The 14,814-nt window shown below is 43.3% G+C and carries 15 protein-coding genes; 6 read left to right on the top strand and 9 right to left on the bottom strand.

What is annotated here, in order from left to right; genetic code table 11:
• Positions 1–27 precede the first annotated feature (27 nt).
• Entirely contained in the window at positions 28–1,044 is a 1,017-nt protein-coding gene (purN, locus tag VL121_RS17940) for a phosphoribosylglycinamide formyltransferase (RefSeq protein WP_325407926.1), read from the top strand.
• Positions 1,045–1,148: 104 nt separating this feature from the next.
• Here purN and VL121_RS17935 read toward each other — a convergent pair whose 3' ends face one another.
• From VL121_RS17935 to VL121_RS17925, 3 genes are all read right to left on the bottom strand, one after another.
• Complete coding sequence (locus VL121_RS17935; protein ID WP_325407924.1) at positions 1,149–1,385, bottom strand: 4a-hydroxytetrahydrobiopterin dehydratase; 237 nt, start codon at positions 1,383–1,385, stop codon at positions 1,149–1,151.
• 82 nt (positions 1,386–1,467) lie between these two features.
• Positions 1,468–1,902, bottom strand: a complete 435-nt coding sequence (locus VL121_RS17930; protein WP_325407922.1) for an IPExxxVDY family protein — start codon at positions 1,900–1,902, stop codon at positions 1,468–1,470.
• The gene (locus tag VL121_RS17925) at positions 1,902–3,560 is read right to left on the bottom strand and encodes a M28 family peptidase (protein ID WP_325407920.1); all 1,659 of its coding nucleotides are present in this window, start codon (positions 3,558–3,560) and stop codon (positions 1,902–1,904) included. The genes VL121_RS17930 and VL121_RS17925 overlap by 1 nt, the downstream gene beginning before the upstream one ends.
• A gap of 168 nt (positions 3,561–3,728) precedes the next feature.
• On the opposite strand from VL121_RS17925, the gene feoB reads away from it, so the two are divergent.
• From feoB to VL121_RS17910, 3 genes are all read left to right on the top strand, one after another.
• Positions 3,729–5,852, top strand: a complete 2,124-nt coding sequence (gene feoB / locus VL121_RS17920; protein WP_325407918.1) for a ferrous iron transport protein B — start codon at positions 3,729–3,731, stop codon at positions 5,850–5,852.
• A 36-nt stretch (positions 5,853–5,888) separates the two neighbouring features.
• Complete coding sequence (locus tag VL121_RS17915) at positions 5,889–6,392, top strand: hypothetical protein (protein WP_325407916.1); 504 nt, start codon at positions 5,889–5,891, stop codon at positions 6,390–6,392.
• Between the two features lie 237 nt (positions 6,393–6,629).
• Positions 6,630–7,667 carry a Gfo/Idh/MocA family protein gene (locus VL121_RS17910; protein ID WP_325407914.1) on the top strand — a complete coding sequence of 346 codons (1,038 nt, stop codon included), beginning with the start codon at positions 6,630–6,632 and terminating at the stop codon, positions 7,665–7,667.
• An 85-nt stretch (positions 7,668–7,752) separates the two neighbouring features.
• On the opposite strand, the gene VL121_RS17905 is transcribed toward VL121_RS17910, so the two are convergent.
• On the bottom strand, positions 7,753–8,454 hold the full coding sequence (locus VL121_RS17905; RefSeq protein ID WP_325407912.1) for an SDR family NAD(P)-dependent oxidoreductase: 702 nt from the start codon (positions 8,452–8,454) through the stop codon (positions 7,753–7,755).
• Positions 8,426–8,581 (bottom strand): hypothetical protein, encoded by a 156-nt coding sequence (locus tag VL121_RS17900; protein ID WP_325407910.1) that lies wholly within the window; start codon positions 8,579–8,581, stop codon positions 8,426–8,428. Before VL121_RS17900 ends, VL121_RS17905 begins: the two co-directional genes overlap by 29 nt.
• Between VL121_RS17900 and VL121_RS17895 the strand changes: the two genes are divergently transcribed.
• Complete coding sequence (locus tag VL121_RS17895) at positions 8,580–9,275, top strand: YjjG family noncanonical pyrimidine nucleotidase (protein WP_325407908.1); 696 nt, start codon at positions 8,580–8,582, stop codon at positions 9,273–9,275. The genes VL121_RS17900 and VL121_RS17895 overlap by 2 nt on opposite strands.
• Positions 9,276–9,468: 193 nt before the next feature.
• Here VL121_RS17895 and VL121_RS17890 read toward each other — a convergent pair whose 3' ends face one another.
• From VL121_RS17890 to VL121_RS17880, 3 genes are all read right to left on the bottom strand, one after another.
• On the bottom strand, positions 9,469–10,131 hold the full coding sequence (locus VL121_RS17890; protein WP_325407906.1) for a phosphatidylserine decarboxylase family protein: 663 nt from the start codon (positions 10,129–10,131) through the stop codon (positions 9,469–9,471).
• 61 nt (positions 10,132–10,192) lie between these two features.
• Positions 10,193–11,071 (bottom strand): phosphatidate cytidylyltransferase, encoded by an 879-nt coding sequence (locus tag VL121_RS17885; protein ID WP_325407904.1) that lies wholly within the window; start codon positions 11,069–11,071, stop codon positions 10,193–10,195.
• Positions 11,072–11,270: 199 nt separating this feature from the next.
• Entirely contained in the window at positions 11,271–12,218 is a 948-nt protein-coding gene (locus VL121_RS17880; RefSeq protein WP_325407902.1) for a CPBP family intramembrane glutamic endopeptidase, read from the bottom strand.
• A gap of 147 nt (positions 12,219–12,365) precedes the next feature.
• Here VL121_RS17880 and dusB point away from each other — a divergent pair, with 147 nt between their 5' ends.
• The gene (dusB, locus tag VL121_RS17875) at positions 12,366–13,400 is read left to right on the top strand and encodes a tRNA dihydrouridine synthase DusB (protein ID WP_325407900.1); all 1,035 of its coding nucleotides are present in this window, start codon (positions 12,366–12,368) and stop codon (positions 13,398–13,400) included.
• On the opposite strand, the gene VL121_RS17870 is transcribed toward dusB, so the two are convergent.
• Positions 13,393–14,772, bottom strand: a complete 1,380-nt coding sequence (locus VL121_RS17870) for a peptidylprolyl isomerase (protein WP_325407898.1) — start codon at positions 14,770–14,772, stop codon at positions 13,393–13,395. The two genes, dusB and VL121_RS17870, sit on opposite strands and share 8 nt — an antisense overlap.
• Positions 14,773–14,814 lie beyond the last annotated feature (42 nt).

Here is a 14,814-nt window from a genome sequence, read left to right as displayed (position 1 = left end):
TTCTTTTTCATGATCTTGCAGGCGATCATGCTAAAAAGGCTTCAACAAAAATGGGGTGTAAGCAGTTCGCAGTTTATATTCATTCTGTGCGTATTTGCTATTACCGGAAGCAGCACTGCGTGGATTACCAAAGTAATTACGGCATGGGTGGGTTTTACCGGGGAAACTTTCTGGTTATGGAAATTTTTACTGCGCCTGGGCATGCTTATATTGGGCTACCAGGCCATTTTGCTGCTGGTGGCTTTCCTGTTCGGGCAATTTCCCTTTTTCTGGAAGTACGAAAAGAAGATTTTGAAACGACTGGGTATTGCCATTGACCAGGAAGGGGAAAAGACCGGAATGAGCAGGAAAAACGGGAAAGGAAAAACATTGTCACCCCCAAAAAATATTGTTCCCAATAAAATTAATACTAATATGGAACCGGAGATTGTTCGGCCTGCCAGCAACCCTCAGCCTAAGGAACCAGGCAAACGCATTGCCATTTTTGCTTCGGGAACAGGAAGCAATGCCCAAAAGATCATAGACCATTTCCGCAAACATCCCTCCATTTCCGTGGCTTTAATAGCCAGCAATAAGCCCGGCGCCGGGGTATTGGATATTGCTGAAAAAGAAAGTATTCCATCCTTAATAATTGAAAAAGAGCGCTTTTTCCGGGGAGATAGTTATATAAGTGATTTGAAGACAGGCGGTATACAATGGATTATTCTTGCCGGTTTTTTATGGAAGGTACCCGTTCCGCTGATAAACGCTTTCCCGGGCAGGATTATTAATATTCATCCGGCCCTGTTACCCAAATACGGCGGAAAAGGTATGTATGGCCATTTTGTTCATGAGGCCGTAATAGCAGCTAAAGAAAAAGAAAGCGGCATTACAATACATTATGTAGATGAACAATTTGATCATGGTAAACCTGTTTTCCAGGTTACCTGCCCCGTAAGCGACACAGATACGCCCGAAACCCTGGCAAAAAAAATACAGGTGCTGGAGCATACACATTACCCGGAAGTGATAGCGCGGATTATAAATACAAATGTGGAAGTGTGAGAATGTGGAAATGAGGATACCTATTCAGCTATCAGCTTTTCAGCCGTCAGATGAGCGCTTACCGGGGTTCCTTCGGATTTTGAGTTTCTTTCTTCGGGTTTTACTTACCCCTGCACCAGCTTATCAATCTTCTCCGATAATTTCCTGTCTTTTTCCGTAACCATATCACCGGCATCGTGCGTGAAAAGCCATATTTCCACCTTATTCCACACATTCGTCCATAAGGGGTGGTGATCCATCTTTTCCGCTTCCAGCGCCACTCTTGTCATAAATGCAAACGCTTCAGAGAAATTTCCGAATTCAAATTTTTTATACAGTTGATTGTTTTCTTCTTTCCACATGATTGTAAAGTTTATAGAAGTTACAGGGTGCAGGTGTATTCAATTCTCACACTTTCCTATTTCCATATTTCCCACATTTGCTTTAAAACACCAGGTGCATTTTGTTTTTTATTTTTTCTTTTTCCAATTCAATAATCAGTTGCACGCCGGGTATGCTTCTTATAGATTGCTGCAGGTAATGTATATAATTATCCTGTACATCATCGCCTTTCATCAACCATAAAAAATCGAGATGACGGAACTCAGGCAGCAGGTATTCTCCTTCAAACTGGTTACTATATATATAATGCACCAGCGAAGTACCCGCTTCTCCATATTCATATACCGAAAAAAAATACTGCCGGCTTTTCCTGGCAAGCTGTATCTCTATATCGCTGTTCAGCCTGAAATCGCAGCCTAAGGTTTGATTCAGTAACCAGCAAAATCTGTAATCTTTTACCGGCGCAACAATACCCATTACTTTTGTATCAGAAAAGAAATCTTCTGCCAGCACATTATTGTCTATTGCTAATTTCATTACTTTACAAACGTAATGTCAAATTCCAGGTCTTCATTCCCTCTTTTTACATTAACAGTGGTGTTATCGCCATTTTTGAATTTACTTAACGCCTGCATATAGGTTTCCAGCGAATTTACCGCATATGCTCCCAAACGCACTACCACATCTCCGGTTTTCAATCCTGCTTTTTGGGCGGCTCTTCCATCACTTACCCCGTCTACCCTAACGCCTGCACCGCTATATGTATAATCGGGCATAATACCGAGCGAAACGGAAAACCGTGCATTGGTTGCCGTTTGCACTTCTCTTGTTGGGGTAAACGCCAGTTTATTTTTTTTGTTCAGGTCTTTTATCAATCCGGCAATATACTTTATGATTTGTAGTTCCCCGATATAATTGATCTTATCCGCATCGTCAGAGGGTTTGTGATAATCCTGGTGCAGTCCTGTAAAGAAAAATAATACCGGGATATTTTTGCGGTAAAAAGAGGTATGATCACTGGGACCGGTACCGCTGGAATCAATCTTGATGGAAAAAGGCAGCTTTTTCTGCGCATACAGTACTTCGCTCCATGCCGGTGAAGTGCCATAGCCGCCAATGGTAAGGGTTTTGGAGCTGTCGTTCAGCCTGCCCACCATATCCATATTAATCATATAATTTACCGAAGAGATATCAATGGTTGGATGCGCTGTAAAATATTTTGACCCGAACAACCCCAACTCTTCGCCCGAAAAAGCGATAAAAAGATAATTATTGTTTTTTGCTTTTGATGCAGACAACAATTTAGCCAGCTCTATTAAGGCGGCAGTTCCACTGGCATTGTCGTCTGCGCCATTGTGAATTTGTTTTGAGCCATTCCGCAGCATCGAATTCTCGTCTTCACCATATCCCAGGTGGTCGTAATGCGCGCCAATAATAACAGTTGAAGGCGCATTATTATTAATATAACCAATAATATTATGCCCCGTTCGCTTACCTTCTCCAATATCTACCTTAAGCTGAATGTCATAAATAGCTGAAGCATCCTTCAGGTAAGTTTCTTTGCCCGCTTTGGTGAGGTAAATTACAGGAATAGCAAGTGCGGCTGACACATCCTTTTTATTAAATTGAATCCCATCGCTGTTATCCTCATCGCTGTTAAACAGTATTAAAGCCGTAGCCCCTTTATCCGCGGCTATACCTGCCTCCTTTTTTATATATTCATATATATCAAAATGAGGATTATCCCGGTTTTCGTCCATCACGGCTTCCATATCCTTAAACCAGGGGGCGCCTCTTTCAGACAAGGATGTAGCTACGGGTATTTCTGCCACAGCCTTGCCGGCACTAAAGGCGAGGGGAAAATAATCTTTTTGCAGGCTCAGCTCCTTTCCGTTTACCAGGAACATGGTAGCTTTATTGATTTGCCTGCCATCCTTTATTTCAAAAGATTGCAGATAAGTACCCTTGTCTCCTTTTTGTGTTAGCGCTGCCGCCTTATACTGACTGATGATAAATTCGGCGGCGATTTTTTCGCCATCAGTACCGGCCCGCCTGCCCTCCAGCTTATCATCAGACAGAAACTGAATATTGTTTTTAAGGCTTTCAACAATCTGCCTGTCGGCTTTTCTTAATTTTTGAGAGAAAGCAAAACCACATTGTGAAATAACAAGGAGGACAAATAGTATTCTTTTCATTCAGGATAAAATTGTTTAACAACAGCCGCAAAGTTAGGGTTAGTCATTTTAAATTATATGTATGTTCATTTTTCATGCCATATTTATCTATTTTACCACTCCTTTACCGATTTCGTAACTATCGCAAATTGATTTGCACGTATTTTTGCAAACCTCTAAAAATCAATATTGAAACAACAACAGGTACATATTGCATTACTCGGTAACCCTAACAGCGGCAAAAGCTCTTTGTTTAATGTGCTAACCGGGTTAAAACAGAAGGTAGGTAATTTTCCGGGCGTAACCGTAGATAAAAAATCAGGCCAATCTAAAATTTCAACTGCGCTTACCGCTAATATTATAGACTTACCCGGCACTTATAGCTTATACCCCCGGCGCAGCGATGAATGGGTTGCCTATCATGTAATGATGAACCCCGGCTCAACCGAAAAACCGGAGTTATACGTTTTAATTGTGGATGCAAGCAACCTGAAACGCAACCTTCTTTTTGCATCGCAGGTAATAGACCTGAAAAAGCCGGTGGTGATAGCCCTTACCATGATGGATATTGCTTCCAAAAAGGGGCTTTCGATAGATGTGCAGGGATTGGAAAGAGAATTAGGCGTTCCGGTAATACCTGTTAATCCACGAAAGGATAAGGGTATAAGTGAGCTTAAAAAGGCGATTGATCAAACAGCCCGGCAACTGTACAAGCCGCCTTCAAGAAATTTTATTGAAGCGAGCGATTTATCACAGGCTGCTATAGATGATGTCAAAAAAATATTTCCCCGGATCAGTGATTATGCCGCCGTTCACTACCTCATTCATCACGAGTCATTTGCCTTGGATGCTCCTATGCAGGATACGATAGAGGATATAGAAAGAAAACATAGTTTCAATCATACCAAAGTACAGGCAGAAGAAATTACACAGCGCTATGCCCGCATCCGTCATATTATGCAGCAAACCGTTGTGGAAACCGACCCCAGGGAAAAGCAACTGGCTACCGACCGGTTAGACCGTATTTTACTGCACCGCGTTTGGGGTTATATTATATTACTCGGTGTACTGGGTATCCTGTTCCAAAGCATTTTCTGGCTGGCGCAATACCCTATGGACGCTATTGAGTGGATATTTGGCGAATGGAGCAGCTGGCTGGCTGGCGTATTGCCTCAAAACTGGTTTGGCGATCTGATCGTAAACGGAGTGGTTGCAGGGTTGGGGGGTATTGTTGTTTTTATTCCCCAGATTATGATCCTGTTTGGGCTCATCACTATCCTGGAAGATACAGGCTATATGGCCAGGATTAGCTTTTTAACGGATAAGCTTATGCGCAAAGTAGGGCTTAACGGCAAAAGCGTAATGCCCATGATCAGCAGCTTTGCCTGCGCGGTACCCGCCATTATGAGTACCCGTAATATTGAAAACAAAAAAGAACGGCTGCTTACGATTATGATAGCTCCTTTAATGAGTTGCAGTGCCCGGCTGCCGGTATATATCATCTTAATATCCCTGGTGATACCCAATACCTTCTACTTAGGTTTTATTAGTTTACACGGGCTGGTAATGACAGGGCTGTACCTCCTGGGCGTGGTGATGGCGCTTGTGGTATCGTATGTAATGAAATGGTTTATCCGGATCAAAGAAAAAAGCTTTTTCATTCTTGAGCTACCGGTGTACCGTGCGCCACGCTGGAAGAACGTACTGGTAATAATGGTAGAAAAAGCAAAGATATTTGTATTTGAAGCAGGCAGGGTAATTTTGGTGATCTCTCTTATTCTGTGGGCATTAAGCACCTATGGTCCGCCCAAGAGAATGAACGCTGTTGAAGTACACTACGAACAATTGGCCCTGCAGCAGCCAAACAATGCCGGGGAACTAGAAGAAGAAAAAAGAACAGCGCTTCTTGAAAATTCTTATGTAGGCATACTGGGCAAAGCTATTGAGCCTGCCATTAAACCGTTAGGATACGACTGGAAGATAGGCATCGCGCTTATTACTTCCTTTGCGGCACGGGAAGTATTTGTAGGCACTATGGCTACCATTTACAGTGTAGGCGGTAATGCCGATGAAAATGACCTTACCCTGCGGGAAAAAATGAGTGCCGCCACCTGGACAAACGGAGCAAAAATTTACACACTTGCCGCCGGTGTATCGCTTATGGTATTTTATGTATTCGCTATGCAGTGCATGAGCACCCTGGCCATTGTAAAACGTGAAACCCGCTCCTGGAAATGGCCGCTTATACAATTGCTGTATATGACAGGGCTGGCCTATGTTTTAAGTTTATTGGCCTATAATTTGTTAAAATAATAGTTGCCCCCTTCACCCAATTTAGTATATTGAACTATGAATTGTAAATTATTATATAAGCTGCTGCCTTTTGTGCTTGTTGGCTTCATTTCCTGCTCCGGACCGGATAAACCTGCCCATCTTACTACCGACTCCACGGACCTGTTTGAGCCTGAAACCATTATGGAACAACCGGATACAGTACTTTTCTGGACGGTGAATATTGAACAAAAAGAAAAGACCAGGGTGTATAAAGATACGGTTGCCATTACCGATCCGCAAAGTATCATTAACGGCATTAACGCTATTTATCCTTCCGTTGACCTGGAATTTGTAAAACTTTCGGGAGATACGGTATACGCCCATATAGACCGTTCCTTTACGTTTGCCAACGATATTGGATCTTTTGGTGCAACAGAATATATTGCCGGAGTTGTGCTTAACCTTACCATGCTCCCTAATATTAATTATGTAAACCTCGATTTTCCAGAAGGCAGCCATGCGGCCCCCGGGGTATTTGCCAAAAGCAGCTATGCCGCTTATAAGGAAAAAGATAATTAATGCTCATCCTAACTTTGAAAAGCACTGTGGCGCTTTAAGAAATCTTTTAAAACAATTGTTATTACCGATTTTGTAATAAGAGATAGGGCTGTCTAAAAAGTAATATTTTGCCACAAAGTTGCTAAGGCGCGAAGAAAATAAAACCTCAAGATCAGAACTTTATGTCTTTGAGTCTTAGTGGCATATCTTCCATACCGCCCTTTTGAGGCAGCCGCAAAAGAAATTTTTCTTTTAATAATGAGAACCTGGAATATAGGCATTATAGGAGCCGGTATGGTAGCCGATTTTCACGCCAGATCTATTCAGCACATTAGCAATGCCCGCTTAACAGGCATTTGCGGTGCAGGGTCGGGCAGGGCCGGCACCCTGGCCAAACAATACAACTGCCGGGAGTTTCCTAACTACCAGGCAATGCTGCGCAGCCCGGAAATAGACATTGTTACCATAGCCACGCCCAGCGGCTTGCATATGGAGCCTGCTGTGGAAGCCGCCCTGCAGGGCAAACATGTGCTATGCGAAAAGCCACTTGACATTTCGCCGGAACGGATTGATACGATGATTGCAGCACACGCAAAGGCCGGAACCCGGCTGGGAGGATTTTTTAATTACCGCTTTACCGATACGGTTCATTTACTGAAAGACGCTATTGAAAAAGAGCGGTTTGGCACCATTACATTTGCTTCAATACATGTGCCCTGGTGGAGGAGTGATGCGTATTATGCGCATAAATGGCGCGGCACACTGGCATTAGATGGCGGGGGCGCCATGATGAACCAGGCGATTCACATGGTAGACCTGCTGCAATATCTTGTGGGTCCAATTGACTCGCTACATGCCTACACCGCAACGCTTGCACACCAAATTGAAGCGGAAGATACCGCAACCGCCATCCTGCGGTTCAAAAATAAGGCGCTGGGTTCTGTTTATGGTTCTACTGCTTCTTTCCCCGGACAACTCCGTTATATAAGCATAACAGGAACGAAGGGAACCGTTATATTAGAAGATAACAGCGTTAAGATGTGGCAATTTGCAGACGAAGTGGCGGAAGATGCCCAAATTCGTAGGCAATACGCCACAACAACGGGTAGCGGCGGAGGCGCTTCCAATCCTTCGGCTATTCCGTTTGAATTGCATGCAAAGAATATTGCGGCGTTTATATTAGCTGTTGAAACCGGCGAACCTTTTGAGATTGAAGGAAAAGAAGCCCGAAAAGCAGTGGAAATTATTTTGGCGATGTATATATCTGCAAAAGAAAACCGTTCTTTTCAATTTTAATAATTCAACACATAGGCACACAATAGAAATGCAATGTGCAACGTCTCACCACTGACTTCTCACCACTGACCACGCCTCATTCCCCTCACAAATCTCCCAACTGTGGCCGCAATACAATGTCTTCCACGCAGGCCTGTGGCGAAAGCTGTGCTGCCGCGTAAATCATTTTGGCAACATCATCCGCCGCCATTATACGTTTGGGATCAATGCCGCTGTCTGCCCACGAATCGGTATAAGCCGCACCCGGATATACTGCGGTAACTTTAATACCATGGGGTTTCATTTCTTCCCGCAGGTTTTTTGAAAAGCCCGCTAAAGCGAATTTGCTGATGCTGTAAGCACCGCCATTTTTATACGCCTGGAATGACGCGATGGAACACATATTAAAAATATGGCCGCTTTGCCGTGCCATCATTTCAGGAATCAGCGTGCGGGTGAGATGGTAGGCGCTAAAAAAATTAACAGCCATCATGTTTTCCATTGTGCCTTCCGGCTCATTATATACGCTTCCGGGTTCAAAAGAGCCGGCATTATTTACCAGGATGTCAATAGATACCTGCAATCCCAGAAGCCAGTTGCCAAAACCCTTTACCTGCTCCTTACGGCTTAAATCAAATGGTTTTGCTTTAATGCTAACCTCCGGGAAACGGGTAGTAAGTTCTTCCATTGCTTTATACAAACCCACTTCATTGCGGGAACAGAGATACAGGTTATACCCATTGGCGGCAAACAGTTCGGCAATCGCTTTTCCCAATCCCTTAGAAGCGCCGGTGATAATAATATTCATAAATCATTTTATTATGATGCAATACCGTTGCGTTTACAAATTTGATGAGCCGGGTAATGCGCCCGGTAAGCATCAAATCTACATACTTCTGCCAAACACCGTACTTTTGCAGCTTTGTTTTTATCATGATGTACAAGCACCTTTTTTTTGACCTGGACCATACCCTATGGGATTTTGAATTGAACGCAAAACAAACGCTGCAGGAACTTCATGTTACATTGAACCTTACCGCACATGGCGTGGATAATTTTGACGCCTTTTATGAAAGATATATGTATCATAACACCAGGTTATGGGAGCGTTACCGCAAAGGCTTTATTAAAAGGGATGACCTGCGCTGGAAACGCATGTGGAATACCCTGCTGGATTTTAAAATAGGCAATGAAAAGCTGGCGCGAAGTATGGATGCCTTTTTTTTAGACAAGCTGCCTGCACGTACTTTATTATTTCCCCATGCTATAGAGATACTGGAATACCTGCGCGGTAAAGATTATGCGTTACATCTTATAACAAATGGCTTTGAAACCGTACAGCACAGCAAGCTGAGGCACTCCGGGCTTACCGGCTTTTTTGAGGAGGTAATTACCTCTGAGGGAAGCAACAGCCTGAAACCGCATAAACAAATTTTTGAGTATGCCCTGCGCAAAACAGGTGCCGCGCAAAAAGAAAGTATTATGCTTGGCGATGATATTGAAGCGGATATAGTAGGCGCAAAAAATGCGGGTATTGACCAGGTGTATGTCAACCATAAGCATATTACGCCGCCCTTACAACCAACCTACACCGTTTATTCATTAAAAGAGCTTGAAAATATCTTTTAGGCGTAATGTAATGTGATTCCTATATTATCATACGGTCTGATGCTCCTTCTTTGCGTACCGGGTCCCCTATCTTTTCCCCACACCAGCCTGTCAGGTTTCCACATCAATGTATAAGATTTCCCCCGCCCTGCAAATCTCATACATTTTGCAGATTTCCACATTCTCACATTCTCATATTTTCAAATTACCACATTCACTCTTCCCAGCTCGCCAGCACTGTTATACCGCCTTTTACCACCTGGTTTAACTGCACATGAATTTTTGTTCCCGGTGGCAAAAGCACATCCACGCGACTACCGAATTTAATAAATCCCATTTCAGCGCCCTGCTGCACTTTTTGCCCGGGTTTAAGGTAGTTTACAATACGGCGGGCCACCGCGCCGGCAATTTGTTTAACCAGTACGGGTGCATTACTATTTTGTATTACAACGGAATGTCTTTCATTATGCGTAGATGATTTAGGATCCCAGGCCACCAGGTATTTACCCTTATGGTATTGGCTGTACACCACTTCACCCTTCACCGGGTTGAGGTTCTGGTGTACATTGGCGGGACTCATAAAAATAGAAATTTGCAGTCGTTTATCCTTAAAATATTCTTCATCCACGATTTCTTCTATTACTACTACTTTACCATCGGCCGGTGCAACAATTTTAGCATCGTCCATGGTAAGTACACGCTTAGGTACCCGGAAAAAAGAAATGATAAAAAGGAAAAATAAAAAAGAGAGTATAAAAATAATCCAGGCCAGCCAGCTTACACTATAAGGCAAAAAATAAAACAGTACAAGATTAAGGATCACAAAAAATAATCCGCAAAGCGCAATAGTTTGATATCCTTCTTTATGTACTGTCATGTATACAGGTTGACCTGCAAAAGTAGGCAATGACGAAAGAGCGTCAAAATTTTACAGCTATTCATTTCATAGCAGCCATTACATACAACCATACTACAGGTGTAGCTATCAGCAGGGAATCGAACCTGTCTAAAAAACCGCCATGCCCGGGCATAATATGCCCGCTGTCTTTTACATTGGCCATACGCTTGAGCTTACTTTCCAGCAAATCGCCTGCCGTACCGGCAACAGCGGCTATGGCCGCTATAATACACACCTGCATAACCGGCAATTGCATATAATAGGCCAGCGTACCCATTGCCGCAACGCATAAAACGGCGCCGCCAATAGTGCCTTCTATTGTTTTTTTGGGTGATATTTTTGAAAATGGCGTTCTTCCTATAAACGAGCCTGTGATATACGCCATGGTATCATTGATCCAGATGGAGATAATAATAATAAGCGGTAAAATCCAGCCCAATTCAAAATGCCCTCCATTTCCCACCACCCACATTCCCTCCATAGATCGTATGCTGATCATCAGCGACCAGCTTAAGGAAATATACAATAGCCCCATTGTGGAATAACCGATATGTTTAAGACCGGAATGCTTCGAAAAAAGGATTTCAACAAGCGGGAGAGCAAAAGCAAAAATCAATCCTGCCACTAAACCTATAGCATGCAGCGTAATGTTTCCAACGCGGTAACTATCGCCTGCGCAATATAGCATCAGCGACCACCCGGCTAACATTACCCCGTACGCATGAAAAGAAGATATTTGCGTGTAAGACGGATCAATACGCTTAACCAATCGCTGGTACTCCAGCCAGCAACCCCAATGTATAACCGAAAATAAAAGAAAGAAGCTCCATTCATTCCAAAGCAGTCCGCCCAGCATTACCGCCACAAATACCAATGCGGTAAGCGCCCTGGTTTTGAATACCTGCCAGTTCATTGCCATTGTTGGTAGTTTAAACCTGAAAGTTAACCTGCAGTATTGAGAATGTATACAACCGAAAGGGAAATAAAATATGAAACCGAATATCTAAAAGAAAAGTTCATAGTTTATAGCTTGCAGTTAGCCTTATTACTTATTTTTCTTCCATCTTACTATCCTTTAATGCTATTCCATTTCCACATTCCCCACATTTTCAAATTTATTAAGCAATCCATTTTTCTTCTAAAGCCCTGTCTTCCGGCGTTGTATACTTTTTAACGGCCTGCGCTGAACGCTTTTTAAACAGCATAAATAATGCATACAACACGATAGCACCTATAATTCCCCACCACGCGGGATAGGCCTCATTCATCGCTTCCTTTACCGGTTTGCCCTGTTTAATTAATACATACATTTGGGTAACAGCAATGGCATTGTTAAAAAAATGCGCTGCTATACTCAGCCAAAGACTGCGGGAATAGTAATAGATGAGTCCTAATACCACACCCAGGCATACCCTGGCCAGGAAGCCATAGTAGGAAAGATGGATAGCACTAAATATAAGACTGGTAATCAGTATAGCCATCCATGGTTTATGGGAAAAGCGGGTAAGCAGGTTTTGCATCCCTCCGCGAAAAAAAGTTTCTTCAAACAAAGCCGGTAATAAAGCGATCATAATAATGGAAATGGCATAATCGCCAAATGTTCTGATATTAGTGATCACTTCTACCTGGGCACTATAATTGTCTTCTAATTTTTTAAAATAATCTGCAGCGTTTTTTGGAATGGGAATCATTTCATTAAGCGTTGCAAGGCTGGCAGCCGTAATGGCCGCGCCAAACATAATACCCAGCGCCAAAAGCAGTTGCCGGTAATTAAATGGCATGGCAAATCCTAATAATTTAGCCGGGCGGCGGTTAATAATGAGGGCGGTAAACCAGGCAGGTAAAAAAAAGGTTACGCATGTAGATACCACTTGTATAACCCGAACGGCATTTACATTTTCGGGCTTTAGCAATTCAGCGGGCATAGTCATTACTCCTTTGCCCGTCATCATTATCCATACGGGAATACTCAGCACTCCGCCGGCGATAAAACCTACTATCCACAATCCAATCAGAATCAGAAATGCATTAGTGTAAGAAATCCCTTTCGAATGTGCGTCGTACATTATTTTATAATTAGTGTGTACATTTGCTGCTTGCATTGGGAGGAAACCAGGACTGCATACATTGAATATCAATTCATTGCACGCTGCAGGGTGTTATCAGCATACGCCGGGTTCATTCCACAAACGCAAGATAAGACAGTTCATGCAATGCCGGTAAAAATTGGTTCTATACAGCTCCCTGATTTCCCACTCCTTCTTGCTCCTATGGAAGATGTGAGCGACCCTCCGTTCCGTTATGTATGCAAGCAAAACGGCGCCGACCTCATGTACAGTGAATTTATCAGTAGCGAAGGATTGATCCGGGATGCTATTAAAAGTAAACAAAAATTAGACTTCTCTGAATTTGAGCGGCCATTTGGTATCCAGATGTTTGGGGGCGATGAAGAAGCTTTGTCGCTAAGCGCTAAAATAATTGATGCTGTGCAACCCGACCTCGTAGATATTAATTTTGGATGCCCCGTAAAGAAAGTAGTTTGCAAAGGCGCCGGGGCAGCGGTATTGAAAGATGTTAACTTAATGGTGCGGCTAACCGAAGCCGTGGTACGGTCCACAGCATTACCGGTAACCGTTAAAACCCGCCTGGGCTGGGATGATGATTCTAAAAACATTGAAGAAGTAGCGGAACGACTGCAGGATGTGGGTGTGCAGGCGCTTACTATTCACGGGCGCACCAGGGCACAACTGTATAAAGGCGAGGCGGACTGGCGCCTGATTGCCGCTGTAAAAAATAATTCCCGCATACGTATTCCCATATTTGGTAATGGCGATATTGACAGCCCTCCTAAGGCCGTGGAATATAAAAGCAGATACGGGGTAGACGGCATTATGATAGGCCGCGCTGCTATTGGGTATCCCTGGATATTCAGGGAAATAAAACATTACATAGCAACCGGCTCCTTATTGGCGCCACCGTCTATTGAAGAGCGGATAGCCGTATGCCGCACCCATCTTCGCAAATCGGTAGAATGGAAAGGACCCGTTTTGGGTATACTGGAAATGAGAAGGCATTACGCCAATTACCTGAAAGGATTGCCGCATATCAGGGATTTTCGTATGCCATTAGTAACCGTAAAAACACAACAGGAAGTGGAGCATGTATTGCTTGAGATAAAAGAAAAATATGCAGCCTGTGATACAACCGCTTACGAAACCGGCCTTATAAACGCATCGCTGCTTACTTAGCAGTGGTTTGCGCTGTGGTGAGCGAAAGCCATTTGCTCACTTCCCCGCATTGGCGAAACTCTTCATCTACAGAAATATAGTAAGTAGGCATTTTGGTTTTAAACCAGCGATTCAGTATTTCACCCTTTTTTTCTTCCATTACCCGCTGGGCAATCTTATTATAATCGTCTTTCAGATTTTCGCGGTGCGGTTCGGTTTTGCTTTGGATATAAATGATACGGGCGCCCTTTCTGCCTCTTTCATCAGTGAAAGGAACGGGTTTGGAGTATTCCCCCACCTTTAATTGATCATACGCCGGCAAAAGACTTTTGTCTAAATCCTGGATGGTAAGATAAGGGGAGCCCTGGGGATTGGTGATGGATCCGGCAGTAAATTTGCTGTTCTCGTCTTCGCTGTATTTATCTACCGCTTCACCAAACGACAGGGTGTTGGCTACCAGCTTCGCTCTTATGGTATCTAATTTTGCAATGGCTTCATTTACTTCGGTATCGGTGATCTGTGGTATTTTGAGGATATGGCGCACTACCACATCATCGCCGGTTCTGCTTACCAATTGTATAATATGATAGCCGAATTTTGATTTCACTACCCGTGATATCTGGCCTTCTTTTAAGGCAAAAGCAGTTGAAGAGAAAGTGCCGTCTACACTTTTATCGTTCCTGTTAAATTCAAAACGGCCGCCTGCTTCCTTAGTACCCGGATCATCGCTATACATTTTGGCTACCCGGTCAAAAGAAGTGGTTCCGCTTTCAATCTGCCGTTTATATTCCGCCAGTTCATCCTGCGCATATTTTTCAAGCTCACGGCTTGCCTTAGCATAAGCTACTACCTGCTTTATTTCCAATTCTATTTCATAAAACCGCAGGCTGTCTTTAGGTATCTTTTCAAAGTAATCTTTTACTTCAGTAGGTGTAATTCTTACATTTTCAATAATAGACCTTTGCATGGCTTCAGACAGCTTCTGCTCCTTAATAGCAATGCGGTTGTCTTCTTTAATCTGGTAAATGCTTTTTCCCGCAATTTGCTCCAACGCTTCTTTACCGCCATACGCGCTGATATAATACCTGATACGCTGGTCCAGTTCCCCTTCAATTTCGTCATCACTTACCGGCAGGGAGTCTTTCTGAGCCTGCAGCATCAGGGCTTTTCTTACCATCATTTGCTGCAACAGCACACAACCCGCATCGGGCGGCAGTTCATGGCCTTGTCTTTTCTCGTCTTCAATGGTATTGGTAATATCCGATTTGAGCACAATTTTATCACCAATTACAGCAACGATTTTATCTGCCAGCACTTTTTTTGGCTGCCCGTCCTGTGCCATAGCTAAATGACCCATTGCAAAAAAGCCAATAAAAAATAGAAATTGTTTCATAATTAACCATTCAGAGCCATTCAAAAATAAAAGGCATTTCAC

Source organism: Agriterribacter sp., from assembly GCF_035497235.1.
Taxonomy (GTDB): domain Bacteria; phylum Bacteroidota; class Bacteroidia; order Chitinophagales; family Chitinophagaceae; genus Agriterribacter.
The sequence above is the reverse complement of the archived record's forward strand: the minus strand, read 5'-3'. Positions and strand labels throughout refer to the sequence as shown.

Bases quoted from the DNA above. Each gene is read 5' to 3' on its own strand.
- purN (WP_325407926.1), top strand. From the start codon at position 28: ATGCTAAAAAGGCTTCAACAAAAATGGGGTGTAAGCAGTTCGCAGTTT.
- VL121_RS17935 (WP_325407924.1), bottom strand. From the start codon at position 1,385: ATGTGGAAAGAAGAAAACAATCAACTGTATAAAAAATTTGAATTCGGA.
- VL121_RS17930 (WP_325407922.1), bottom strand. From the start codon at position 1,902: ATGAAATTAGCAATAGACAATAATGTGCTGGCAGAAGATTTCTTTTCT.
- VL121_RS17925 (WP_325407920.1), bottom strand. From the start codon at position 3,560: ATGAAAAGAATACTATTTGTCCTCCTTGTTATTTCACAATGTGGTTTT.
- VL121_RS17915 (WP_325407916.1), top strand. From the start codon at position 5,889: ATGAATTGTAAATTATTATATAAGCTGCTGCCTTTTGTGCTTGTTGGC.
- VL121_RS17910 (WP_325407914.1), top strand. From the start codon at position 6,630: ATGAGAACCTGGAATATAGGCATTATAGGAGCCGGTATGGTAGCCGAT.
- VL121_RS17905 (WP_325407912.1), bottom strand. From the start codon at position 8,454: ATGAATATTATTATCACCGGCGCTTCTAAGGGATTGGGAAAAGCGATT.
- VL121_RS17895 (WP_325407908.1), top strand. From the start codon at position 8,580: ATGATGTACAAGCACCTTTTTTTTGACCTGGACCATACCCTATGGGAT.
- VL121_RS17900 (WP_325407910.1), bottom strand. From the start codon at position 8,581: ATGATAAAAACAAAGCTGCAAAAGTACGGTGTTTGGCAGAAGTATGTA.
- VL121_RS17890 (WP_325407906.1), bottom strand. From the start codon at position 10,131: ATGACAGTACATAAAGAAGGATATCAAACTATTGCGCTTTGCGGATTA.
- VL121_RS17885 (WP_325407904.1), bottom strand. From the start codon at position 11,071: ATGGCAATGAACTGGCAGGTATTCAAAACCAGGGCGCTTACCGCATTG.
- VL121_RS17880 (WP_325407902.1), bottom strand. From the start codon at position 12,218: ATGTACGACGCACATTCGAAAGGGATTTCTTACACTAATGCATTTCTG.
- dusB (WP_325407900.1), top strand. From the start codon at position 12,366: ATGCCGGTAAAAATTGGTTCTATACAGCTCCCTGATTTCCCACTCCTT.
- VL121_RS17870 (WP_325407898.1), bottom strand. From the start codon at position 14,772: ATGAAACAATTTCTATTTTTTATTGGCTTTTTTGCAATGGGTCATTTA.